The following is a 21,431-nucleotide window of genomic DNA, read 5'->3' on the forward strand; positions in this document are numbered from 1 at the left end:
TAAATAAAATTTTAATTTTTTAATTTTAAAAAACATTTTATTAGTTTTAATCTTTCCCACTTAATTTTTTGAGATATATCACTACCTTCTAAATTATTAACTATATTTTTGATATTTAATTTAGAAATATATTTATACATTTTAATAAAATATTTTCCTTGTTTATATTCTATATCATCTAATGTTAATCTTCCTCTTGCATCAGCTTCACTAATTAATGCTATTTGTTTTACTCTTTCTGGTTTTCTCCAAGCATCAATTATATTATATATATTTAATATATCTTGTGGTTTTTGATTATATATATCATGAATAATATCATGTATTTTAGCAGCTAATACAGATAAATTTTTTATATTATTAGGAATTTTTAATTTTTTACATAAATTCTTAATTAAAGGTATGCCTGCTTTACCATGTCCTGGATGTCTTGGCCATAATTTACGTGGAGTTAATCCTTTACCAAAATCATGACATAATGCTGCAAATCTTGTTGATACATTTTTTGTAAGTTTAGATATTATTTTTAATGTAAGCATAGTATGTATACCTGTATCTTTTTCTGGATGCCATTTTAAAGGAGCTGGTATGCCGTATAATTTATTTATTTCTGGAAAAATAATAGATAAAGCATTACATTTTTTTAAAATTTGAAAAAATACATGTGGATGTGTTGATTGAAGAGCATTATGTGTTTCTTTCCAAATTCTTTCTGGTTTTAAATATAATAATTCTCCTGAATGACTCATAATTTTCATTAATTTTAATGTCGTATCATGAATACGAAAATTTAAATATTTTAATTTAGCTGCAAATCTAGCTACACGTAAAACTCTTAAAGGATCATCTTTAAATGATGATGAAACATGTTTTAATAAACGATTTTTAAGATCTTTTAATCCATTATATGGATCATAAAAATTTCCTAATTCATCTTGTGCAATAGCATTAATAGTAAGATCTCTACGCAATAAATCTTCTTTAAGAGAAATCTTAGAAGATGCACAATATTTAAATCCTTTATATCCATGTCCAAATTTATATTCTGTTCTAGCTAAAGCATACTCTTCATGAGTTTTAGGGTGTAAAAAAACAGGAAAATCTTTACCAACTAATTTAAAACCTAATTTTAACATTGAATTAATATTTGATCCTACAACAACCCAGTCTTTATCTGTTACTTTTATATTTAAAAGGTAATCACGTATAGCTCCACCAACTAAATAAGTTTTCAACTTTATTACTCCATAAAATTAATAATATATTTAAATGATAAATTATCATAATATTATATATTAATATTTTTGAAAAAAATTTTTACAAAATTTTTAAAATATTTAAATTATTTATTTTTTTTATAAATAAGAAATATTAATATATTAATATATAATATTATTAAATTATAATATAAATATTATTTTATGAATATACTTGATATAGAATTTGGTAATTATGAAGTACGTATTAAAAATGCTATTTTTTCTTTACAAAAAGGATATGGAATTTTAATTTTAGATGATAAAAATAGAGAAAATGAAAGTGATATAGTATTTTCAGCAGAAAATGTATCCATATTAGATATAGCTTTCGCAATTAGATACGGTAGTGGTATTGTATGTTTATGTATTACAGAAGATTTACGTAAAAAATTAAAATTACCTATGATGGTAAAAAAAAATACTAGTTTTTATAAAACTGGATTTACAATTACTATTGAAGCAGCTAAAGGTATATCTACTGGAGTATCAGCAAAAGATAGATTTACAACAATTAAAACAGCTATTGCTAATAATGTTGTTCCTGAAGATTTAAATAGACCAGGACATGTATTTCCGTTAAGAGCTGTTAATGGAGGAGTTTTTAAGAGGCCAGGACATACTGAAGCTACAATAGATTTATTAAAAATTGCAAATATTAAACCCACTGGAGTATTATGTGAACTAACTAATGAAGATGGATCTATGGCAAAAATATTTGATACAATATCTTTTGCAAAAAAAAATAAAATGGTTGTAATTACTATTAATGATTTAAAAAAATATATTATTAAAAATAATATTAATATTTAATTTTTTATAAATTTTAAAATTTTATCGGCGAGAGAGGATTTGAACCTCCGACCCACTGGTCCCAAACCAGTTGCGCTACCAAACTGCGCTACTCGCCGCATAAAACTTATGGGTGGTTAATGGGAATTGAACCCATGACAACTGGAATCACAATCCAGTGCTCTACCAACTGAGCTATAACCACCATTAAAATTAATTAATTTAAAGTTACAATAATTTATAACTTTTATGTTTACACCCGACAGGAATTGAACCTGAGACCTCTGTTTTCGGAAAACAGCACTCTATCCTACTGAGCTACGGGTGTAATTAATATATTATATTACAAATTCATATCTTTAATGTCTAGTTTTTTTATAAAAAATTCTTAATAATTTTTATATTTATAAAAAATAACACATATTAAATAATTTAATTCAATATAATTTTTGATAAAAAATATAAATATAATAATGTTAAGATCTTTTCATCATAACAAAAAAATCATTATTAGTCTTTGTCATTGACAATTTATTTATTAAAAATTCCATTGCATCTATTTCATTCATAGGGTGTATTATTTTTCTTAAAATCCACATTTTTTGAAGTTCTTCTTGTGAACTTAATAATTCTTCTTTTCTTGTCCCAGATCTATTATAATCTATAGCAGGAAATACTCTTTTTTCAGCTATTTTACGTGATAAATGTAATTCCATATTACCAGTACCCTTAAATTCTTCATAAATAACATCGTCCATTTTAGATCCTGTATCAATTAATGCTGTTGCTATAATAGTTAAACTACCTCCTTCTTCAACATTTCTTGCTGCTCCGAAAAAACGTTTAGGTCGATGTAATGCATTAGCATCAACACCTCCAGTTAAAACTTTTCCAGATGCAGGGGCAACAGTATTATATGCTCTAGCTAGACGTGTTACGGAATCTAATAAAATTATAACATCTTTTTTATGTTCTACTAATCTTTTAGCTTTTTCAATAACCATTTCAGATACTTGTACATGTCTAGATGGAGGTTCATCAAAAGTAGATGCTATCACTTCACCTTTTACTAATCTTTGCATCTCAGTAACTTCTTCTGGACGTTCATCAATGAGTAATACTATTAGTACACAATCAGGATGATTATATGCTATACTTTGTGCTATGTTTTGTAATAACATAGTTTTTCCCGCTTTTGGTGGAGCGACTATTAGTCCTCTTTGTCCTCTTCCTATTGGTGAAGCTAAATCTAAAACGCGAGCTGTTAAATCTTCTGTAGAACCGTTTCCTCTTTCCATACTTAATCTAGAGTTAGCATGTAATGGAGTTAAATTTTCAAAAAGAATCTTATTTCTTGCATTTTCTGGTTTATCAAAATTTACTTGATTAACTTTTAATAATGCGAAATATCTTTCTCCTTCTTTTGGAGGACGTATTTTTCCAGAAATAGTATCTCCTGTACGTAAATTAAAACGCCTAATTTGACTTGGAGATACATATATATCATCAGGTCCTGCTAAATAAGAACTATCAGAAGAACGTAAAAATCCAAATCCATCTTGTAATATTTCTAATACTCCATCACCAAAAATATCTTCTCCACTTTTGGAATGTTGTTTTAATATAGTAAAAATAATATCTTGTTTACGCATTCTAGCTAAATTTTCTAGATAAATATTTTCACCCAAATCTATAAGTTCTGATATTGGTTTATTTTTTAATTCGGTAAGATTCATAATGGTGAGGTCTTAAACTTTGAATAATTCTTAAATATTTGTATAAAATTTTAAAAAATATAATAACATTTATATTTAAAAAAATAATAAAATTACTTAATTACTTTTATTATTTAACAATATAACACTAATAATCATATTTTTTCCTTTTGTAAAAAAAACATAATAATAAAATATAAAAATAAATTATTTTAAATTCTTATTTAAAAAATTTTCTAATTGTATTTTATTTATAGAACCAATTATTTTATCTATAATATTACCGTTTTTAAATAATATAATTGTAGGTATACTGCGAATATTATACTGTTCTGCAATAATTTTATATTTTTCAATATTTAATTTAGTAAAAATTATATTTTTATATTTTAAAGATACTTCTTCTAATACTTTAGAAAACATTTTACATGGGTTGCACCATTCAGCCCAAAAATCAACTAAAACTAAATCATTTTTTTTTATTTCAGATTGAAAATTTTCATTATTTAAATTTATTAGAACATTGGTTTTATATTGCATGAATTTAACATTCCTATATGAATATTATTATCTAATTATTTTTTACAAAAAATTTATAAATATCTTAACTTTAAAATAAATTTTTTGAATAAATTAATTTTCAAAAACACTTAAATAAAATCTTATTTTTATTATATATTAATAGTAATTATATTACAAGATAATAAATAATGTTTTATAAATATAAATAATAATATTATTATTAATATGTTAATATTGTTTATCTATTAAATCAATTTTATTATTATTTATAATATAACAAATTTTTTTCTTATTAACAGATTATTAGGAGAACTAATGAAAAAAAGTAATGATTTTTTATCATCTTTAAATATTTTATCTCTTGCAGGAGTATCTCCATATAAATTAAAAATTAATGAAAAATATATGAATAAAAAACAATTATCACATTTTAAAAAAATTTTAGAATCATGGAAAAATAAAATAAATAGTAAAATTAATAATATGTCATCTTATATAAAAGATGAAGCATCTAATTTTCCTGATCTAATAGATAGAGCTTCACAAGAAGAAGAGTTTAATTTAGAATTACGTAATAGAGATAGAGAAAGAAAATTAATAAAAAAAATAGAAATAACATTAAATAAAATTAATACAAAAAATTTTGGTTATTGTGACTGTTGCGAAATTAAAATTGGATTAAAAAGACTAGAAGCACATCCAACAGCAAATTTATGTATTGACTGTAAAACTTTAGCAGAAATCAGAGCAAAACAAATAGCTGAATAAAATTCATTAAATATATATATTATTATTAATTTTTTTAAAAATTTTTTATTTACGTATTCCTATACCTTTTGTAAGCAAAATAAAAATAAATAAATATAAAATAATAATAAAACAAAATAAAATATTTATAGTTGTAAATAATGATACTGTTTTTATACCTAAAAAACTATAACGAAATCCAGAAATAATATAATAAATAGGATTTATTTTTAATATTTTTTGCCAAAAAATAGGTAAACTTAATGTTGAATAAAATACACCACTTAAAGATGTTAAAGGCGTTAATATAAATGTAGGTATAAAATTAATATCATCAAAATCTTTAGCAAAGATAGCATTTAATAATCCAGCGAGAGAAAACAAAATAGATGTTAATATTACAATAATTATAAAAAATAACCATGAATATACATGTAAAGAAATAAAAAATGTAGAAATTAAAGTTAAAATAATACAAATAATAAGACTTCTCATTATACCCCCACTAATATAACCTAATATAATTAGGTTAGTTGGTACTGGAGCTATTAATAGTTCTTCTATATAATGTTGAAATTTTGATCCAAAAAAAGATGAAGCTACATTAGAATATGAATTATTAATAATACTCATCATAATTAATCCAGGTATAATAAATTGTATATAACTAAATCCTAATATTTTATTAACATGTAAATTAATTAATTTACCAAATATTATAAAATATAAAGATATGTTCATAATAGGAGGTAGTATAGTTTGTATCCAAATACGCAGAAATCTATTTATTTCTTTTTTACAGATTGTATATAATATAATTAAATATGGATGTAATTTCATATTAATAATCCTTACTATAAAAAATTTTAATTTTTAGTAAAATCCATAAATAATTTTTCTAATTTATTATATTTATTTTTTATACTTATAATTTTAATATTTTGTTTTATTAATTGTATAAAAATATTATTTAAATTTTGATTTTGTTTTATTTTAATTTCTAATTGAGAATTATTAATAATTTTATATTTATATCCACTTATCTGAGGAATAATATTATTTATTTTTATATAATCTAAAATAAAAACTTCAAATTTTAATTTATTTAATAATTGATTTATAGCACAATTTTCTATTAATATTCCATTATTTATAATACCAATATGTCGACATAAAAATTCAGCTTCTTCCAGATAATGAGTTGTTAAAATAATTGTAATTTTCTTTTTAAGATTTATTTTTTTAAAAAAAGACCATATATAATAACGTAATTTAATATCAATACCAGTAGTAGGTTCATCTAAAATTAATAATTTTGGACTGTGTATCAATGCTCTTATTATCATAAGACAACGTTTCATCCCTCCTGATAAATTTTTTGCTTTTTGATTTCTTTCTTTCCATAATTTTAATATTTTTAAATATTTTTTAATTTTTGTAATAACCTTTTTTTTTTTTATACCATAGTATCCAGCTTGATTGACTAATATTTGTAATACTGTTTCAAATGGATTAAAATTAAATTCTTGAGGAACTAACCCTATTTGTTTTTTAGCTTTAAATGTATTTTTTTGAATATTTAATCCAAAAATTTTTATTTTTCCTGAAGATTTATTAATTAAAGAAGTAATTATACCTATAATTGTTGTTTTACCAGCTCCATTTGGTCCTAATAAAGCATAAAAATCTCCTTTTTTAATTTTTAAATTAAAATTTTTTAAAACTTGATAGTTATTAGGATAAATTTTAGATAAATTTTTAATTTCTAGTGCATAAGACATAATAATATTTTTTTCAAATTAAAATTGTTAAATATTTTTTAATTTTATAATATTGCATATTTTATTATATAAATTAAAAAATAAAATTTTTAACACATGATGTACTTTATTTTAAAATAAAATACATCATAAATAATTATTTATTCAATAATAATTGTGCGACTTTATCCCAATTTATAACATTCCAAAAAGCTTTAATATATAAATTTTTTTGATTCTGATATTTTAAATAATATGAATGTTCCCATAAATCTAATCCTATTATAGGATATCCAATTGATTTATTATTCATTAACGGATTATCTTGATTTATTGTAGTAATTATTTTTAATAAATTTTTCTTTTTAATTACCCAGATCCATCCAGATCCAAAAAAATTTAAAGCTATATTCTCAAAAACTTGTTTAAAATTTTTTAAACTGTCGAAATCTTTTTTTAAAAAATTTAAGACAATATTATTAGGTTGAGTATTTTTTTTTAAAATTTTCCAAAAAAAACTATGATTAGCATGTCCTCCTGCATTATTACGTAAAAAAATTTTTTGTGATTTAGATATGGATAAATTATCTAAATTAGATATTAATGTATTAATTTTAATGCTTTGTATATTATTTTTTTCAAGTATTAAATTTGTATTATTAATATAATTTTGATGATGTTTTTGGTGGTGTATTTCCATTGTTTTTGTATCAAAAAATGGTTCTAAATCAGAATATTTATATAATAAATCTGGTAATTTATAAGTCATATAAATCCTTTAAAAATAATATTAAATATTAATTATATTTTTTATATTTTTTAATTATTTTTTTAGTATTAGGCATAATACCATGCCATAAATAAAAAGAATATGCTGCTTGTTCAATTAACATACCTATACCATCTGATATTTTTCTAGCTCCATGGAGAGTACACCATTTTAAAAATGGTGTGATATTAAAATTATAATAAAGATCATAACAAAAAACATCAGGATTAATAATTGATACAGGAATATTAAATATATTCCCCATAAGACTAGTAGATGTAGCATTAATAATTAAATTATACTTAATTTTATCATATTTTTTAAATAAATCTTCTAATTTAAGACAATTAAGATTTTTTATATTATTAAAATATTTAATAAGATTTTTACCACGTTCATAAGTACGATTAATAATTGTAATATTACAACCAAATTTAATTAATGGAAGTATAATTCCTTGTGCAGCTCCACCAGCACCTATTAATAAAATATTACTTGTAGGATTTATAAATTTTAAATTTCTTAAATCTTTTAATAAACCAATACCATCAGTATTATCACCTAAAATTTTTTTAGAATTAATAACTTTTATTGTATTAACTACACCAGCTTGTTGTGCTCTTTTTGTTAAAATATTACATAATTTATATGCTTCATGCTTAAAAGGAATTGTAATGTTTGCACCTATACCTCCATTTTGAATAAAATTAAAAATTTTTTTATTAAAATTATTTTTTTCAACATAAATTTTTATATAATTTTGTAATATTCCTGTTTGTTTTGCAAATAATTTATGTATAATTGGAGACTTACTCTGTTTTATAGGATTACCAAATACAGCAAATGTTTTCATATTTATCCTTTACGAATAACTAGATTTGTAAAACTATCTCTAATTTCTGATGGTTTTAAATATCCACCTGTTTCCCCATTTAAAATAAAAATATGTTCTTTTATATTATTAAATTGATATAATACTTCTTGATAAGTTAAACATGGTTTCATTCCTGAAATATTTGCACTAGTAGAAACAATAGGTTTTCCAAAATAATTACATAATTTACTCATTAAATAATGATTAGTTACACGAACAGCTATAGATTTAAAATTTCCAGTTAACCAATAAGGAGTATTTACTGAAATAGGCATAATCCATGTGATCATACCAGGCCAGGTAGATAAAATTTTTTTTTTTTGACTTTTAAGAATTTTTTTTTCATTTATATATTTTAATAATTGAGTATATTTAGAAGCAATTAAAATTAATCCTTTTTTTATACTACGTTTTTTTATTTTTAGTAAATCATTTACTGCTTTACTATTATCTGGATCACATCCTAATCCAAATACAGATTCAGTAGGATAAGCTATAATTTTACCCATTTTTAATGCATTAATAAAAATTTTTATATCCATAATTTTTTTATAAATAGTTTGATATAATTATAAATGAATTATATATTAATAATATGAGTATTTTAAAGATTAAAAAAAATTCTATTTTATTACAAAGATTGTTTTAAAAAAAGATATCTATTATGTCTATAATTAAATTATTATATTTTCCTAATAAAAAATTAAGAAATATAGCTAAATCCATTAAAAATATTAATAATGATATTAAATTATTAGGAAATAATATGCTTGAAATAATGTATTCTTATAATGGTATTGGATTAGCAGCAACACAAATAGGAATAAATAAAAGAATTATTGTTATTGATATAACTAAAAAACAAAATAATCCTCTTATTCTTATTAATCCTGTAATAATACAATTTGATAAATTAAAAATTAATAGTAATGAAGGTTGTCTTTCTATACCTATTAAACAAAGATATTTTGTTTTAAGATCTAAAAGAATAAAAATTAAAGCTCAAAATTTAATGAATGAATTTATTGAATTTAAAGCATATAATTTATTATCTTTTTGTATACAACATGAAATTGATCATTTAAATGGTATTCTATTTATTGACTATTTATCAAATTTAAAATATCAAAGAATTTGTGATAAAATAAATAAACTTAATCATAAAATAATATTATTAAAAAAACAGAATTATATAAAATGAAAAAAAAAATAAAAATTATTTTTATGGGTACTTCAAAATTTGCAGCTTATCATTTAAAAGGTTTAATAAATAATAATGATAATATAGTATCCTGTGTGATAACTAAACCAGATACTTATGCTAATAGAGGATATAAATTAACTTTTAATTCTATAAAAAAAATAGCAGTAAAATATAAAATTAATATATTACAACCAGAATCGTTAAATTCTTTAAAATTAATTAAAAATATTATTAGTTATCAATGCGATATTATAGTAGTTGTAGACTATGGTTTATTAATACCAAATAAAATATTAAATATACCTAAATTATTCTGTATGAATATACACGCTTCATTATTACCTAGATGGAGAGGTGCTGCTCCTATACAAAGAGCCTTATTAGCAAATGATTTAAAAACAGGTATTAGTATTATAAGAATAAATAATTTTTTAGATCAAGGTGATATTATTTATCAAATAGAATATAATATTTTATTATATGATACATACGGATCATTATATAAAAAGTTAGCTATATTAGGTTTAGAAGGTTTATTATTAATAATAAAAAAAATTTCTAAGGGAGAACAAATAAAATTTAAATCTCAAAATATAAACATGATAAAACCTACATATGCAAAAAAAATATCTAAAATAGAATGTAAATTAAACTGGAATTTACCAGCTCAAAAATTAGAATGTATGGTTCGTGCTTTTAATCCTCGACCAGGGGCTTTTTTTATATTAAAAAATAAAAGATTCAAAATTTGGCAAGCAGAAGTAATTAATAAGTTTAATAATGATTACATAAATAAAACACCTGGAACAATCTTATCTATTAATAAATATGGTATACAAATAAATACTATAAATGGAATTTTAAATATTCAAATTATTCAACCTAGTGGGAAAAAACAAATGAATATTCAAAATTTTTTAAATTTTAACCAATATAAAATTATATTTAAAAAAAATAATATAATTAATTAATTTTTTTATCACTTAAAACTATTTTTCTTTCTATTAATTCTATATATGCCATAGGTGCTTTATCCCCATTACGAAAACCACATTTTATTATACGTGTATATCCTCCTAATCTATTTTTAAATTTAGGAGCAATAATATTAAAAAGTTTTATAATATTATTTTTATTATTTAATTTAGATCTTATTAATCTTTTATTAGAAATAGTATTTTTTTTAGCAATAGTAATTATTGGTTCTATTATCTTTCTAAGTTCTTTAGCTTTTACTAAAGTAGTTTTAATAATTTCATTATTAATTAATGAATTAACCATATTAAATAACATTGCACTACGATGAGTGCTATTTTTATTTAAATAACGACCTGTTTTACGATGACGCATTTTTTTTACCTAATTTAAAATTAATTATTTATTGTTTTTTTATTGTTATTTATAACTGGAGGCCAATTATCTAATCTCATTCCTAATGATAATCCTCTTGAAGCTAATATATCTTTTATTTCTGTTAATGATTTTTTTCCTAAATTTGGAGTTTTTAATAATTCTACTTCAGTTCGTTGTACTAAATCACCTATTAAATGAATTAATTCAGTTTTTAAACAATTTGCAGAACGTACAGTTAATTCTAAATCATCTACTGAATGTAGTAAAATAGGATCAAATTCTGGTTTTTCTTCTTTAATTACTTTTTCTTGTTTAATATCCTGTAAATTAACAAAAGATGCTAATTGTTCAGATAAAATAGTAGCTGCTTTTCTAATGGCTTGTTCTGGATCAATTGTTCCATTTGTTTCCATTTCTATTATTAACTTATCTAAATCAGTCCTTTGTGCTACTCTTGCTGCTTCGACATTATATATAATTTTTTTTATAGGACTATAAGATGCATCTACTAGTAATCTACCTATTTTATGATCATTTTGAAAATTATTATTATTTATTTTTGTATGGGCAGCTACATATCCTCTTCCTAATTCTATCTTTATTTTCATATTAATCGATGTATTTACATTAGTAATATTACAAATAATATGTTCTTTATTTATAATTTCTACATCATTACCATGATCAATATCAGAAGCTTTTACAATTCCAATACCAGTTTTTTTTAAAGTTAAATTTACCTCTTTTTTATTATTTTCTATTTTTACAGCTAATTTTTTTAAATTTAATAGTATTTCAATAATATCTTCTTTAATACCTTCTTTAATACTATATTCATGTAATATTCCTTCTATTTCTACTTCTGTTACTGCATAACCAGGTATTGAAGATAATAAAATACGTCTTAATGCATTACCTAAAGTATGGCCAAAACCACGTTCTAAAGGTTCTAAAGTAACCTTTATAGTATTGATGTTGGTATGTTCTATATTTACTAATCGAGGTTTTAAAAATTCTGTAACAGAATTTTGATCCATTTATATACTCTCTTATAAAAAATTATTTTGAATATAACTCAATAATTAAATGTTCATTAATATCTGCAGGTAAATCAGAACGTTCAGGAAGTTTTTTAAAAATACCTTCCATTTTTTTACTATTTACTTCTAACCAATTTGATTTTTCTCTTTGCGAATATAAATCAATTGAAGCATTAATTCTTAATTGTTTTTTAGATTTTTCACATACAGAAATTTTATCATTTAAAGATACTTGATAAGAAGCTATATTTACAATAAAATTATTAATTTTTATTGATTTATGAGAAATTAATTGTCTAGCTTCTGCTCTTGTAACACCAAAACCCATTCTATAAACAACATTATCTAATCTTTTTTCCAATAAACATAATAAATTAAATCCAGTATTACCTTTTATACGTGATGCTTTTTTATAATAATTATGAAATTGTCGTTCTAATATACCGTATAATCTACGTATTTTTTGTTTTTCTCTTAATTGAATTCCATAATCTGATAATCTAGATTTTTTTATACCATGTTCTCCTGGTGCTTGTTCTAATTTACATTTTGTATCAATAGAACGTACATTAGATTTTAAAAATAAATCAGTTCCCTCTCTTCGAGATAATTTTAATTTTGGGCCTAAATATTTTGCCATTGATTTAATCCTGAAATATTTAAATTAATAAAAAAAATTCTTTATACTCTTCTTTTTTTAGGAGGTCTACATCCATTATGAGGAATAGGAGTAATATCTGTAATATTTGTTATTTTAAAACCAGCATTATTTAATGCTCTAATAGTAGATTCTCTACCAGGACCTGGTCCTTTTACCATAACTTCTAAATTTTTAATACCATAATTTTTAACAATTTCAGCACATTTTTCTGCGGCTATTTGTGCGGCGAATGGAGTAGATTTTCTTGATCCTCTAAAACCAGAACCTCCTGCTGTTGCACATCCTAGAGAATTACCTTGTCTATCAGTAATAGTTACAATTGTATTATTGAAAGAAGCATGTATATGAGCAATACCATCTATAATTTGTTTTTTAGATTTTTTTTTCATTATGTACCAACCGTTAATTAGAATATTATTTTTTAAAATATTTATATAATTTTTTTCTAGTATGTGCATTAGTTTTTGTACGTTGTCCTCTAACAGGTAATCCTTTCTTATGACGTAATCCTCGATAACAACCAAGATCAATTAATCTTTTAATATTTAAATTAATATCCCTTCTTAAATCTCCTTCTACTTTAAATCTTGATATAATATTTCTTAATAAATCTATTTTTTTTTCTGTAAGTTTATTAATCTTGATATTTTGAGAAATATTAGTTATTTTACATATACGAATTGCATGAGATGTACCTATCCCATAAATATATTTTAATGCTATTATTATACGCTTATTATCAGGAATATTAACTCCAGCTATACGAACCATTTTAAATCCTTTCTTAATTTTTATAATATATTCTTTAAATAAATAAAATAATTATCCTTGACGTTGTTTATGTTTAGGATCTATTTTACAAAACACATATATTACTCTATTTCTACGAATAATTTTACAATGACGACATAATTTTTTTATTGAAGTACGAACTTTCATTATATTATATCTCCAAAATTATTTAATAAATATTATCCTTTAAAATTAATTTTTTTAAGTATAGACTCATATTGAGTAGACATAATTAATGTTTGAATTTGTGTAATAAAATCCATAATGACAACAATTACTATAAGTAATGATGTACCACTTAAATAAAATGGGACATTAATTATATTACGTAAAAATTCTGGTACAAGACAAATAAATGTAATATATAAACTTCCAGTAAATGTTAATCTCATAATTATTTTTTTTATATATTTAGCAGTTTGTTCTCCAGGTCTAATACCTGAGATATATGCACCAGATTTTTTTAAATTATCTGCAGTTTCTTGAGGATTAAAAACTAAAAGAGTATAAAAAAAACAAAAAAATATAATTGCTAAAATATATAAACCAATATATATTGGCTGTCTAGGTTGTAAAGATATAGCAATATTTTTAACCCAATTCCAATTGGAAATATTACTACACCATGAAAATATAGTAGAAATAAATAAAATAATACTAGAAGAAAATATTGCGGGGATAACTCCAGACATATTAACTTTTAATGGTAAATGAGTATTTTGTTGTGTATGATATATTTGTTTTCCATAATATCTTCTAGCATATTGAACATTAATTTTTCTTTGTCCTTTTTCAATAAATATAATAAATAAAGTTATTAAAAATACTAAAAATAATAAAATAAAAAAAATAAAATAACTTAAATCTCCTTGTTTTATTTGCCCAATAATTTGACCTATGTTATAAGGTAGAGTAGTAATTATACCAATCACTATTATAATAGAAACTCCATTTCCAATACCTCTTTTTGTTATTTGTCTTCCTAACCACATTAAAAATGTAGTACCTGTAATTAAACTTAAATTAGAAATTATAAAAAAACTAATACCAGGATTTAGTACTAAATTATTCATACCTGGTAGATTAGGTAATCCAGTAGTTATTCCTATAGATTGAATAAAAGCTAAAATTAATGTACTATATTTAGTATATTTGTTAATTTTTTTTTTACCTTCTTCTCCTTCTTTTTTTAAAGAAATAAAAAATGGGTGAACTACTGTTAAAAGTTGCATGATAATTGATGAAGATATATACGGCATAACACCTAATGCAAAAATTGATGCTCTACTTAACGCACCTCCAGAAAACATATTAAACATATCAATAATTGTGCCATGTTGTTTTACAATTAAAGAATGTAAAATACTAATATTAACTCCTGGAATAGGTATAAATGAACCTATACGAAAAATAACTATAGAAGTTATTAAAAATATAAATCTCTCTTTTAATTCAATAAAACCTTTTTTAGTACTTTGAAAATTTAATTGTTTAAGTGATTTAATCATGTATTATTTATTCCTCAATTATACCACCTAATTTTTTTATAATTAATTTAACACTTTCTGTACATTTTAATTTAATAATTTTTTTTGAAGAAATAATATTTCCTTTATTAATAATTTTAACATATTTAATTTTTTTACTAATTATTTTAGAAGATTTTAAAACATCTAAATTAATGTAATTACTATTTATTTTTTCTAAATCTCTTAATCTAATTTCTTTAAAAATTTTTTTTTTTTTTGATTTAAATCCAAATTTAGGTAATCTTCTATGTAAAGGACTTTGCCCTCCTTCAAATGATTTATTAATATTATAACCAGACCGAGATTTTTGTCCTTTATGACCTCTACCACTTGTTTTACCTTTTCCTGATCCAATACCTCTACCTAATCTTTTTTTATTATTTGTAATCTTAGAAAATAAATTATTTAAATTCATATTAATATATAACCTTTATCATATAAGATATTTTTTTAATCATTCCTAAAATACTAGGTGTATTTTTTTTAATAACAGTATGTCCAATATGTCTCAATCCTAAACTAATTAAAATTGCTTTATGTTTGGGTAATCTACCTATAGAACTTTTAATTTGTTTAATCTTAATATTTTTTAACACTATTCATGTTCCTTTTTATTTCTTCTATAGTTTTATTTCTTTTAGCTGCAATCATTTTTAATGAATGGATGCTTGATAATCCTTTTATAGTTGCTTTAACTATATTAATAGGATTAGTAGAACCATAAGCTTTAGCTAAAACATTATATATACCTACAACTTCTAGTACAGCTCTCATAGCTCCACCAGCAATAATACCTGTTCCTTCATAAGCAGGTTGTATAAATACAAAAGATCCAGTATGATACCCTTTAATAGGGTACTGAATTGTATTATTATTAAGAATAATATTTATCATGTTTTTTTTAGCTTTTTCCATAGCTTTTTGTATTGCATTAGGAACTTCTTTAGCTTTACCATATCCAAAACCAATTTTCCCTTTTCCATTACCAACTACAGTTAAAGCTGTAAAAGAAAAAACACGTCCTCCTTTAACAGTTTTAGATACTCTATTAACAGAAATTAATTTTTCTTTTAATTCATTGTTTTGATGTTTAATACTATAAATATTCATAATTTTCTTTTAAAAAAATGTTAAAAGTTTAAACCTGTTTTGCGTGCAGCATCTGCTAATGCTTGAATACGTCCATGATATTTAAAACCTGAACGATCAAATGAAATATTTAAAATACCTTTTTTAATAGATCTATTAGCTATTTTATTTCCTATGAAAATAGCAGCTTTTATATTTCCAGTATATGTTAATTTTTTTTTTATTTTTTTTTCTAAAGTAGAAGCTGTTACTAAAATTTTATTGTTTATAGAAATTATTTGTGCATATATATGACGAGAAGTACGATGTATTGACAAACGTATTATTTTAAATTTTTTTAAATTTTTTCGAAATTTAGTTGCTCTACGTATACGGGCGATTTTTTTAATATTCATAATTTTTTCTTGAAACCTTTTTATTTATCTTATTTTTTTTTTGTTTCTTTAATTTTAATTATTTCATTACTATAACGAATACCTTTACCTTTATATGGTTCCGGAGGACGATAAGATCTGATCTTAGCAGCTACTTGACCTAAGAGTTGTTTATTTGTGCTTGTTAAAATTATTTCATTTGGATTTAAACATTTTCCTGTAATATCTTTAGGTAAATTAAAATTTATTGGATGTGAAAAACCTAATATGAGGTTAAGTATATTATTTTTTATGGAAAATTTATATCCTACACCAAATAATATTAATTTTTTTGTAAAACCTATTGTAACTCCAATAATCATAGATCTCATAAGAGAACTAGCAGTACCAGCTTGAGCCCAATTTTCTCTACATTTTTTTTTTGGTTTAAATAATAATTTATTTTTTTCAAAAATTATTTTAACTTTTTTATTAAACGTATTTTCTAGTATTCCATTATTACCTTTTATATTTATTTTTTGTTTACTAATAGTGATTTTAATATTATTTGGAATAATAATAAATTTTTTAGCTATTCTAGACATTATTCATATACCTTTTTTAGGATACATAACATATGATTTCTCCACCTATTCCATAATAACGTGCAGTGTAATCTGTTATTATCCCTTTAGATGTAGAAATAATAGCAATACCTAAACCAGCCATAACTTTAGGTAAAAACTTTTTTTTTTTGTAAATTCTTAATCCAGGACGACTAACACAATGTATTTTTTCTATAACTCCCTTGCCTTTAAAATATTTTAGAGTAATTTCTAATAAAATTTTTTTTCCTTTAATAAGATTAAAATTATTAATATATCCTTCATTTTTTAAAATATTAGCAATAGATTTTTTTATTTTTGAATATTGCATTAAAATTTTTGATTTACGTGATGATTGTCCATTACGTATACGTGTTAACATATCCGCAATTGGATTTTGTATACTCATATTAACATTTCCTATATAATTTTATAATAAATTACCAACTAGATTTTTTTAATCCTGGAATATCTCCTTTCATTGCAGCTTCTCTTAATTTAATTCTACTTAATCCAAATTTTCTTAAAAATGCATGTGGTCTACCAGTTAATTTACATCTATTTCTTTGTCGTGATAAACTAGAATCTCTTGGTAAAGATTGTAATTTAAATACAGCATTCCACCTTAATTTATCAGAAGTGTTTATGTCAGAAATAATTTTTTTTAATTTTATTCTTTTTAAAAAGAATTTTTTTCCTAATTTTATTCTTTTTAATTCTCGTGCTTTAATAGATTCTTTTGCCATTTCTACAACCTTTTTATGATTTAAACGGAAATTTAAAAGCTTTAAATAAAGCATAACTTTCTTCATTCGATATTTGATTAGTTGTTATTGTAATATCTAATCCACGTATATAATTTATTTTGTCAAAATCAATTTCAGGAAAAATTATTTGTTCTTTTATTCCTATACTATAATTACCATCCTTATCAAAGGATTTTTTAGATAAACCTCTAAAATCTCTAATTCTTGGTATTACTATCCATAATAAACGTTCAAAAAAATTCCACATTTTTTTTTTTCTTAAAGTAACTTTACATCCAATTGGATATCCTTTTCTTATTTTAAAAGCAGCTATTGATTTATGTGATTTTGTTATTATTGGTTTTTGACCACTAATAATAGTTAAATCATTTATAGCATTATCTAAATATTTTTTATCAGAAATAACTTTACCTACTCCCATATTTAAGGTAATTTTTTTTATACAAGGAACCTGCATTATGGAAGTATATTTAAATTTTAACATTAATTTTTTTATTATTTTATTTTTATAAAAATTATATAATTTTGACATTAAATACTATCTCTATTAATTTATTTTATATTTTTACCATTAGACTTGAAAAATCTTTTTTTTATTCCTTTATCATTATATCTAATGCCAATACGGTCAGATTTACCTGTATTTTTATTAAAAATAGCAATATTAGAAATATGAATATTTGCTTCTTGTTCTATAATACCACCTGTATGTGATATTCTAGGATTAGGTTTACTATGTTTTTTAACAATATTTATTCCTTTAATTCTTACGAATTCTTTTTTTATAAAAGATTTAATTTTTCCTTTTTTACCTTTATCTTTTCCTGTTAAAACTATTATTTCATCATTAAGATGTAATTTTTTATGTATCATATATTTATATCTCTTTTCTTTATTAAATAACTTCTGGAGCTAATGAAATAATTTTCATAAATTTTTCATTTCTTAATTCTCTAGTAATAGGACCAAAAATTCTTGTGCCTATTAATTGTTCATTAGTATCATTTAATAAAACACATGAATTATGATCAAATTTTATTATAGAACCATCAGAACGTCTTATACCCTTTTTAGTTCTAACTATAACAGCTTTTAATACATCACCTTTTTTTACTTTTCCTCGAGGAATAGCATCTTTTACGGTTACTTTAATAATATCTCCAATATTAGCATAACGACGTCTCGATCCGCCTAAAACTTTAATACACATAACATTTTTTGCGCCAGAATTATCTGCTATATTTAGTTTTGTATGTTCCTGTATCATATATATCTCTATTTAAAAATAAATATTAAATTTTATAATTAAATTACTATTTTTTTTATAATCTTAACTAGAATCCAAGATTTAGTTTTGGATAATGGACGACATTCTTTAATTTCAACCATGTCTCCAATATTACATATATTTTTTTCATCATGAACATGTAATTTCGTAGTACGATTGATATATTTACCATAAATAGGATGTTTTATTAACCTATTAATACTTACAATTATTGATTTTTCCATTTTATTACTGATTACTTTTCCTTTCAAGAGCTTTGTTTTTTTTTGCATAATTTTATGACCTTTTTTTTCTTTGTGATAAAATTGTTTTTATTCTTGCAATATTTTTTCTTGATTTTTTAAGTAAATGAGTTTGTTTTAAATTTCTTGCTGTTAATTGTATTTTTAAATTAAATTGTTCTCTAGATAAACTTAATAATTCATTTTCTAAATCTGTATTATTTTTTTTTATAATTTCACTTATTTTCATATAATATATATTTTACTTTTTTAAAAAAATAGTTTTAATAGGTAATTTAGCTACACCTAACTTAAATGCTCTGCGAGCTATTAATTCAGAAACTCCATCAATTTCATATAAAATTCTTCCAGGTTGTACTAAAGCAACCCAATATTCTACATTACCTTTTCCTTTTCCCATTCTAACTTCTAAAGGTTTTTTTGTTATAGGTTTATCTGGGAAAATTCTAATCCATATTTTTCCTTGTCTTTTAATAAAATGACTAATAGCTCTTCTTGCTGATTCTATTTGTTTAGAAGTAATTCTTCCTCTATTTATTGCTTTTATTCCATAAGTTCCAAAATTAATATTCATTCCAATAATGACACCACCATTCCTTCCCTTATGCATTTTTTTAAATTTCGTACGTTTTGGTTGTAACATTATATAAAAACCTCTTTTTTTATTTACGTCCCTTATTACGTTGTAATCGATAAGGATGATTAGTAATAGGTTTGGTAAAAATTAGTTTTTTTTTAAAATTATTCTTTAATATTTCTCCTTTAAAAATCCATACTTTTACTCCTATTATGCCATATGTAGTATGTGCTTTTGATAAACTAAAATCAATATCTGCTCTTAAAGTATGTAGTGGTACTCTACCCTCTCTATACCATTCTGTACGTGCAATTTCTGTACCACCTAAACGACCACTTACTTCTACTTTTATCCCTTTGGCACCTAATCTCATAGCATTTTGTACTGCTCTTTTCATCGCTCTTCTAAACATTATTCGTTTTTCTAATTGTGCTGATATAATATCAGCTACTAATTTTGCTTCCAATTCTGGTTTTCTAACTTCTGTTATATTAACTTGAGCTGGAACTCCTGTAATTTCAGATATTTTTTTTCTAAGTTTTTCAACATCTTCCCCTTTTTTACCTATAACTATACCAGGACGTGATGTATGAATATTAACTCTAATACTTTTTGAAGGTCTTTCTATTGTTATTTTAGAAACAGAAGCTTTTTTTAATTTTTTATTTAAAAATTCTCTTACTTGAAAATCACTATGCAAATAATTTGCATAATTTTTTGTATTTGCAAACCAAATAGAATTCCATACCTTTGTAATTCCTAATCTTAATCCATTTGGATGTGTTTTTTGACCCATTAATTTTTTCTCCAATTTTATATATTATCTGATAATATTATAGTAATATGACTGGTATATTTTAAAATTCGATCTGATCTGCCTTTAGCTCTAGGCATAATACGTTTCATATTTGTTCCTAAATCTATAAAAATTTTAAATATAAATAAATTATCTATATTTAATCCGTAATTATGTTCAGCATTAGCTATAGCAGAATTTAATACTTTTTTAATTAAAAAAGAAGATTTTTTATTAGAAAAATTTAAAATATCTAATGCTTTAGATATTTTATATCCTCTAATAATATTAGCTACTAATCTTAATTTTTGTGCAGAGGAAGGGGCATATTTATGTTTTGCTATAATTTCCATTTTTATCCTTAATTAAATATATTATATTTTATTAATAAATATATATTTATTTTTTTAAAGTTTTTTTAATTTTTTTATCTGCTGTATGTCCTCTATACGTACGTGTCGGAGAAAATTCACCTAATTTATGACCTACCATTTCATCTAAAATATATATTGGAATATGTTGTCTACCATTATGTACAGAAATAGTTAATCCGATCATATTAGGGAAAATAGTTGAACGTCTAGACCAAGTACGTAATGGTTTTTTATCTTTATTTTTTATTGATTTTTCAACTTTTTTTAATAAATGTTGATCAATAAACGGACCTTTTTTCAAAGAACGTGGCATATTTTATTACCTT

General features: G+C 22.3%; 35 protein-coding genes and 3 tRNA genes. 4 read left to right on the forward strand and 34 right to left on the reverse strand.

The annotated features are described in order from the left end of the window. Nucleotides 1–11: 11 nt before the first annotated feature. On the reverse strand, nucleotides 12–1,235 hold the full coding sequence (locus GJT94_RS01175; protein ID WP_168894319.1) for a multifunctional CCA addition/repair protein: 1,224 nt from the start codon (nucleotides 1,233–1,235) through the stop codon (nucleotides 12–14). Between the two features lie 186 nt (nucleotides 1,236–1,421). On the opposite strand from GJT94_RS01175, the gene ribB reads away from it, so the two are divergent. Continuing rightward, the gene (ribB, locus tag GJT94_RS01180) at nucleotides 1,422–2,069 is read left to right on the forward strand and encodes a 3,4-dihydroxy-2-butanone-4-phosphate synthase (protein ID WP_168894320.1); all 648 of its coding nucleotides are present in this window, start codon (nucleotides 1,422–1,424) and stop codon (nucleotides 2,067–2,069) included. A 24-nt stretch (nucleotides 2,070–2,093) separates the two neighbouring features. Here the strand turns inward: ribB and GJT94_RS01185 are convergent. From GJT94_RS01185 to trxA, 5 genes are all read right to left on the reverse strand, one after another. Continuing rightward, nucleotides 2,094–2,167 (reverse strand) — tRNA-Pro (locus GJT94_RS01185). 13 nt (nucleotides 2,168–2,180) lie between these two features. Then, nucleotides 2,181–2,253 (reverse strand) — tRNA-His (locus GJT94_RS01190). 49 nt (nucleotides 2,254–2,302) lie between these two features. After that, nucleotides 2,303–2,376 (reverse strand) — tRNA-Arg (locus GJT94_RS01195). 148 nt (nucleotides 2,377–2,524) lie between these two features. Further along, nucleotides 2,525–3,784 carry a transcription termination factor Rho gene (rho, locus tag GJT94_RS01200; RefSeq protein WP_168894321.1) on the reverse strand — a complete coding sequence of 420 codons (1,260 nt, stop codon included), beginning with the start codon at nucleotides 3,782–3,784 and terminating at the stop codon, nucleotides 2,525–2,527. Nucleotides 3,785–3,970: 186 nt separating this feature from the next. Beyond that, nucleotides 3,971–4,303 (reverse strand): thioredoxin, encoded by a 333-nt coding sequence (gene trxA / locus GJT94_RS01205; RefSeq protein ID WP_168894322.1) that lies wholly within the window; start codon nucleotides 4,301–4,303, stop codon nucleotides 3,971–3,973. A gap of 297 nt (nucleotides 4,304–4,600) precedes the next feature. On the opposite strand from trxA, the gene dksA reads away from it, so the two are divergent. Continuing rightward, nucleotides 4,601–5,053 (forward strand): RNA polymerase-binding protein DksA, encoded by a 453-nt coding sequence (dksA, locus tag GJT94_RS01210; RefSeq protein WP_168894323.1) that lies wholly within the window; start codon nucleotides 4,601–4,603, stop codon nucleotides 5,051–5,053. A 45-nt stretch (nucleotides 5,054–5,098) separates the two neighbouring features. On the opposite strand, the gene GJT94_RS01215 is transcribed toward dksA, so the two are convergent. The 5 genes from GJT94_RS01215 to tsaC form a co-directional block, all read right to left on the reverse strand. Next, nucleotides 5,099–5,872, reverse strand: a complete 774-nt coding sequence (locus GJT94_RS01215; protein ID WP_168894324.1) for an ABC transporter permease — start codon at nucleotides 5,870–5,872, stop codon at nucleotides 5,099–5,101. 26 nt (nucleotides 5,873–5,898) lie between these two features. Then, complete coding sequence (locus tag GJT94_RS01220; RefSeq protein ID WP_168894325.1) at nucleotides 5,899–6,813, reverse strand: ABC transporter ATP-binding protein; 915 nt, start codon at nucleotides 6,811–6,813, stop codon at nucleotides 5,899–5,901. Between the two features lie 136 nt (nucleotides 6,814–6,949). Continuing rightward, on the reverse strand, nucleotides 6,950–7,561 hold the full coding sequence (locus tag GJT94_RS01225; RefSeq protein WP_168894326.1) for a Fe-Mn family superoxide dismutase: 612 nt from the start codon (nucleotides 7,559–7,561) through the stop codon (nucleotides 6,950–6,952). A 28-nt stretch (nucleotides 7,562–7,589) separates the two neighbouring features. Further along, a complete protein-coding gene (aroE, locus tag GJT94_RS01230) occupies nucleotides 7,590–8,414 on the reverse strand; it encodes a shikimate dehydrogenase (protein WP_168894327.1) in 825 nt (274 codons plus the stop codon). 2 nt (nucleotides 8,415–8,416) lie between these two features. Continuing rightward, on the reverse strand, nucleotides 8,417–8,977 hold the full coding sequence (gene tsaC / locus GJT94_RS01235) for an L-threonylcarbamoyladenylate synthase type 1 TsaC (protein ID WP_168894328.1): 561 nt from the start codon (nucleotides 8,975–8,977) through the stop codon (nucleotides 8,417–8,419). Between the two features lie 122 nt (nucleotides 8,978–9,099). Here tsaC and def point away from each other — a divergent pair, with 122 nt between their 5' ends. Beyond that, nucleotides 9,100–9,636, forward strand: a complete 537-nt coding sequence (def, locus tag GJT94_RS01240) for a peptide deformylase (RefSeq protein WP_168894329.1) — start codon at nucleotides 9,100–9,102, stop codon at nucleotides 9,634–9,636. Beyond that, complete coding sequence (gene fmt, locus GJT94_RS01245; RefSeq protein ID WP_168894330.1) at nucleotides 9,633–10,610, forward strand: methionyl-tRNA formyltransferase; 978 nt, start codon at nucleotides 9,633–9,635, stop codon at nucleotides 10,608–10,610. Before def ends, fmt begins: the two co-directional genes overlap by 4 nt. On the opposite strand, the gene rplQ is transcribed toward fmt, so the two are convergent. Genes rplQ through rpsS form a run of 23 tightly spaced genes read right to left on the reverse strand, consistent with a single transcriptional unit; the run spans nucleotide 10,603 to nucleotide 21,418 of the window. Continuing rightward, nucleotides 10,603–10,989 carry a 50S ribosomal protein L17 gene (gene rplQ, locus GJT94_RS01250; RefSeq protein ID WP_168894331.1) on the reverse strand — a complete coding sequence of 129 codons (387 nt, stop codon included), beginning with the start codon at nucleotides 10,987–10,989 and terminating at the stop codon, nucleotides 10,603–10,605. The two genes, fmt and rplQ, sit on opposite strands and share 8 nt — an antisense overlap. Before the next feature lie 20 nt (nucleotides 10,990–11,009). Then, nucleotides 11,010–12,029 (reverse strand): DNA-directed RNA polymerase subunit alpha, encoded by a 1,020-nt coding sequence (locus GJT94_RS01255; RefSeq protein ID WP_168894332.1) that lies wholly within the window; start codon nucleotides 12,027–12,029, stop codon nucleotides 11,010–11,012. A 22-nt stretch (nucleotides 12,030–12,051) separates the two neighbouring features. After that, nucleotides 12,052–12,672, reverse strand: coding sequence for a 30S ribosomal protein S4 (rpsD, locus tag GJT94_RS01260; protein WP_168894333.1), 621 nt, complete (start codon nucleotides 12,670–12,672; stop codon nucleotides 12,052–12,054). A gap of 41 nt (nucleotides 12,673–12,713) precedes the next feature. Continuing rightward, complete coding sequence (gene rpsK / locus GJT94_RS01265; RefSeq protein ID WP_168894334.1) at nucleotides 12,714–13,082, reverse strand: 30S ribosomal protein S11; 369 nt, start codon at nucleotides 13,080–13,082, stop codon at nucleotides 12,714–12,716. A gap of 25 nt (nucleotides 13,083–13,107) precedes the next feature. Continuing rightward, nucleotides 13,108–13,464, reverse strand: coding sequence for a 30S ribosomal protein S13 (rpsM, locus tag GJT94_RS01270; RefSeq protein ID WP_168894335.1), 357 nt, complete (start codon nucleotides 13,462–13,464; stop codon nucleotides 13,108–13,110). 51 nt (nucleotides 13,465–13,515) lie between these two features. After that, nucleotides 13,516–13,632, reverse strand: a complete 117-nt coding sequence (rpmJ, locus tag GJT94_RS01275) for a 50S ribosomal protein L36 (RefSeq protein ID WP_168894336.1) — start codon at nucleotides 13,630–13,632, stop codon at nucleotides 13,516–13,518. A 32-nt stretch (nucleotides 13,633–13,664) separates the two neighbouring features. Further along, nucleotides 13,665–14,993, reverse strand: a complete 1,329-nt coding sequence (gene secY, locus GJT94_RS01280; protein WP_168894337.1) for a preprotein translocase subunit SecY — start codon at nucleotides 14,991–14,993, stop codon at nucleotides 13,665–13,667. Nucleotides 14,994–15,000: 7 nt separating this feature from the next. Beyond that, nucleotides 15,001–15,429 carry a 50S ribosomal protein L15 gene (gene rplO, locus GJT94_RS01285; protein ID WP_168894338.1) on the reverse strand — a complete coding sequence of 143 codons (429 nt, stop codon included), beginning with the start codon at nucleotides 15,427–15,429 and terminating at the stop codon, nucleotides 15,001–15,003. Nucleotide 15,430: 1 nt separating this feature from the next. Continuing rightward, the gene (gene rpmD / locus GJT94_RS01290; RefSeq protein WP_168894339.1) at nucleotides 15,431–15,610 is read right to left on the reverse strand and encodes a 50S ribosomal protein L30; all 180 of its coding nucleotides are present in this window, start codon (nucleotides 15,608–15,610) and stop codon (nucleotides 15,431–15,433) included. Further along, nucleotides 15,594–16,124, reverse strand: a complete 531-nt coding sequence (gene rpsE / locus GJT94_RS01295) for a 30S ribosomal protein S5 (protein WP_168894340.1) — start codon at nucleotides 16,122–16,124, stop codon at nucleotides 15,594–15,596. The genes rpmD and rpsE overlap by 17 nt, the downstream gene beginning before the upstream one ends. 20 nt (nucleotides 16,125–16,144) lie before the next feature. Beyond that, nucleotides 16,145–16,498: a 50S ribosomal protein L18 gene (gene rplR, locus GJT94_RS01300; RefSeq protein ID WP_168894341.1), complete on the reverse strand. Its 354-nt coding sequence runs from the start codon at nucleotides 16,496–16,498 to the stop codon at nucleotides 16,145–16,147. A gap of 29 nt (nucleotides 16,499–16,527) precedes the next feature. Beyond that, nucleotides 16,528–17,061 carry a 50S ribosomal protein L6 gene (rplF, locus tag GJT94_RS01305; RefSeq protein ID WP_168894342.1) on the reverse strand — a complete coding sequence of 178 codons (534 nt, stop codon included), beginning with the start codon at nucleotides 17,059–17,061 and terminating at the stop codon, nucleotides 16,528–16,530. A gap of 16 nt (nucleotides 17,062–17,077) precedes the next feature. Next, nucleotides 17,078–17,470, reverse strand: coding sequence for a 30S ribosomal protein S8 (rpsH, locus tag GJT94_RS01310; protein WP_168894343.1), 393 nt, complete (start codon nucleotides 17,468–17,470; stop codon nucleotides 17,078–17,080). Nucleotides 17,471–17,501: 31 nt separating this feature from the next. Next, a complete protein-coding gene (rpsN, locus tag GJT94_RS01315) occupies nucleotides 17,502–17,807 on the reverse strand; it encodes a 30S ribosomal protein S14 (protein WP_168894344.1) in 306 nt (101 codons plus the stop codon). Nucleotides 17,808–17,820: 13 nt separating this feature from the next. Beyond that, nucleotides 17,821–18,360 (reverse strand): 50S ribosomal protein L5, encoded by a 540-nt coding sequence (rplE, locus tag GJT94_RS01320; protein ID WP_168894345.1) that lies wholly within the window; start codon nucleotides 18,358–18,360, stop codon nucleotides 17,821–17,823. A gap of 20 nt (nucleotides 18,361–18,380) precedes the next feature. Beyond that, nucleotides 18,381–18,698, reverse strand: a complete 318-nt coding sequence (rplX, locus tag GJT94_RS01325; RefSeq protein WP_168894514.1) for a 50S ribosomal protein L24 — start codon at nucleotides 18,696–18,698, stop codon at nucleotides 18,381–18,383. Between the two features lie 25 nt (nucleotides 18,699–18,723). Further along, on the reverse strand, nucleotides 18,724–19,095 hold the full coding sequence (gene rplN, locus GJT94_RS01330; protein WP_168894346.1) for a 50S ribosomal protein L14: 372 nt from the start codon (nucleotides 19,093–19,095) through the stop codon (nucleotides 18,724–18,726). A 38-nt stretch (nucleotides 19,096–19,133) separates the two neighbouring features. Further along, nucleotides 19,134–19,388 carry a 30S ribosomal protein S17 gene (gene rpsQ, locus GJT94_RS01335; RefSeq protein WP_168894347.1) on the reverse strand — a complete coding sequence of 85 codons (255 nt, stop codon included), beginning with the start codon at nucleotides 19,386–19,388 and terminating at the stop codon, nucleotides 19,134–19,136. Nucleotides 19,389–19,392: 4 nt separating this feature from the next. Continuing rightward, a complete protein-coding gene (rpmC, locus tag GJT94_RS01340) occupies nucleotides 19,393–19,587 on the reverse strand; it encodes a 50S ribosomal protein L29 (RefSeq protein WP_168894348.1) in 195 nt (64 codons plus the stop codon). 12 nt (nucleotides 19,588–19,599) lie between these two features. Then, complete coding sequence (rplP, locus tag GJT94_RS01345; RefSeq protein ID WP_168894349.1) at nucleotides 19,600–20,001, reverse strand: 50S ribosomal protein L16; 402 nt, start codon at nucleotides 19,999–20,001, stop codon at nucleotides 19,600–19,602. Between the two features lie 19 nt (nucleotides 20,002–20,020). After that, on the reverse strand, nucleotides 20,021–20,731 hold the full coding sequence (rpsC, locus tag GJT94_RS01350) for a 30S ribosomal protein S3 (protein WP_168894350.1): 711 nt from the start codon (nucleotides 20,729–20,731) through the stop codon (nucleotides 20,021–20,023). A gap of 17 nt (nucleotides 20,732–20,748) precedes the next feature. After that, entirely contained in the window at nucleotides 20,749–21,084 is a 336-nt protein-coding gene (gene rplV / locus GJT94_RS01355; protein WP_168894351.1) for a 50S ribosomal protein L22, read from the reverse strand. Between the two features lie 46 nt (nucleotides 21,085–21,130). Beyond that, nucleotides 21,131–21,418 carry a 30S ribosomal protein S19 gene (gene rpsS / locus GJT94_RS01360; RefSeq protein WP_168894352.1) on the reverse strand — a complete coding sequence of 96 codons (288 nt, stop codon included), beginning with the start codon at nucleotides 21,416–21,418 and terminating at the stop codon, nucleotides 21,131–21,133. Between the last annotated feature and the right edge of the window lie 13 nt (nucleotides 21,419–21,431).

The sequence above is a fragment of the Enterobacteriaceae endosymbiont of Donacia cinerea genome, from assembly GCF_012569925.1.
Classification (GTDB): domain Bacteria; phylum Pseudomonadota; class Gammaproteobacteria; order Enterobacterales; family Enterobacteriaceae.

Bases quoted from the DNA above. Each gene is read 5' to 3' on its own strand.
- dksA (WP_168894323.1), top strand. From the start codon at position 4,601: ATGAAAAAAAGTAATGATTTTTTATCATCTTTAAATATTTTATCTCTT.
- rplP (WP_168894349.1), bottom strand. From the start codon at position 20,001: ATGTTACAACCAAAACGTACGAAATTTAAAAAAATGCATAAGGGAAGG.
- rplE (WP_168894345.1), bottom strand. From the start codon at position 18,360: ATGTCAAAATTATATAATTTTTATAAAAATAAAATAATAAAAAAATTA.
- rpsE (WP_168894340.1), bottom strand. From the start codon at position 16,124: ATGAATATTTATAGTATTAAACATCAAAACAATGAATTAAAAGAAAAA.
- rplO (WP_168894338.1), bottom strand. From the start codon at position 15,429: ATGAATTTAAATAATTTATTTTCTAAGATTACAAATAATAAAAAAAGA.
- rplQ (WP_168894331.1), bottom strand. From the start codon at position 10,989: ATGCGTCATCGTAAAACAGGTCGTTATTTAAATAAAAATAGCACTCAT.
- rpsH (WP_168894343.1), bottom strand. From the start codon at position 17,470: ATGAGTATACAAAATCCAATTGCGGATATGTTAACACGTATACGTAAT.
- rho (WP_168894321.1), bottom strand. From the start codon at position 3,784: ATGAATCTTACCGAATTAAAAAATAAACCAATATCAGAACTTATAGAT.
- rpsC (WP_168894350.1), bottom strand. From the start codon at position 20,731: ATGGGTCAAAAAACACATCCAAATGGATTAAGATTAGGAATTACAAAG.
- rpmJ (WP_168894336.1), bottom strand. From the start codon at position 13,632: ATGAAAGTTCGTACTTCAATAAAAAAATTATGTCGTCATTGTAAAATT.
- rpsM (WP_168894335.1), bottom strand. From the start codon at position 13,464: ATGGTTCGTATAGCTGGAGTTAATATTCCTGATAATAAGCGTATAATA.
- tsaC (WP_168894328.1), bottom strand. From the start codon at position 8,977: ATGGATATAAAAATTTTTATTAATGCATTAAAAATGGGTAAAATTATA.
- GJT94_RS01215 (WP_168894324.1), bottom strand. From the start codon at position 5,872: ATGAAATTACATCCATATTTAATTATATTATATACAATCTGTAAAAAA.
- rplV (WP_168894351.1), bottom strand. From the start codon at position 21,084: ATGGAAATTATAGCAAAACATAAATATGCCCCTTCCTCTGCACAAAAA.
- trxA (WP_168894322.1), bottom strand. From the start codon at position 4,303: ATGCAATATAAAACCAATGTTCTAATAAATTTAAATAATGAAAATTTT.
- rpsK (WP_168894334.1), bottom strand. From the start codon at position 13,082: ATGAAAAAAAAATCTAAAAAACAAATTATAGATGGTATTGCTCATATA.
- rplN (WP_168894346.1), bottom strand. From the start codon at position 19,095: ATGATACAGGAACATACAAAACTAAATATAGCAGATAATTCTGGCGCA.
- GJT94_RS01220 (WP_168894325.1), bottom strand. From the start codon at position 6,813: ATGTCTTATGCACTAGAAATTAAAAATTTATCTAAAATTTATCCTAAT.
- rpsS (WP_168894352.1), bottom strand. From the start codon at position 21,418: ATGCCACGTTCTTTGAAAAAAGGTCCGTTTATTGATCAACATTTATTA.
- rplF (WP_168894342.1), bottom strand. From the start codon at position 17,061: ATGTCTAGAATAGCTAAAAAATTTATTATTATTCCAAATAATATTAAA.
- ribB (WP_168894320.1), top strand. From the start codon at position 1,422: ATGAATATACTTGATATAGAATTTGGTAATTATGAAGTACGTATTAAA.
- rplR (WP_168894341.1), bottom strand. From the start codon at position 16,498: ATGAATATTAAAAAAATCGCCCGTATACGTAGAGCAACTAAATTTCGA.
- rpmC (WP_168894348.1), bottom strand. From the start codon at position 19,587: ATGAAAATAAGTGAAATTATAAAAAAAAATAATACAGATTTAGAAAAT.
- def (WP_168894329.1), top strand. From the start codon at position 9,100: ATGTCTATAATTAAATTATTATATTTTCCTAATAAAAAATTAAGAAAT.
- secY (WP_168894337.1), bottom strand. From the start codon at position 14,993: ATGATTAAATCACTTAAACAATTAAATTTTCAAAGTACTAAAAAAGGT.
- rpsQ (WP_168894347.1), bottom strand. From the start codon at position 19,388: ATGCAAAAAAAAACAAAGCTCTTGAAAGGAAAAGTAATCAGTAATAAA.
- fmt (WP_168894330.1), top strand. From the start codon at position 9,633: ATGAAAAAAAAAATAAAAATTATTTTTATGGGTACTTCAAAATTTGCA.
- rpsD (WP_168894333.1), bottom strand. From the start codon at position 12,672: ATGGCAAAATATTTAGGCCCAAAATTAAAATTATCTCGAAGAGAGGGA.
- GJT94_RS01255 (WP_168894332.1), bottom strand. From the start codon at position 12,029: ATGGATCAAAATTCTGTTACAGAATTTTTAAAACCTCGATTAGTAAAT.
- aroE (WP_168894327.1), bottom strand. From the start codon at position 8,414: ATGAAAACATTTGCTGTATTTGGTAATCCTATAAAACAGAGTAAGTCT.
- rpsN (WP_168894344.1), bottom strand. From the start codon at position 17,807: ATGGCAAAAGAATCTATTAAAGCACGAGAATTAAAAAGAATAAAATTA.
- GJT94_RS01225 (WP_168894326.1), bottom strand. From the start codon at position 7,561: ATGACTTATAAATTACCAGATTTATTATATAAATATTCTGATTTAGAA.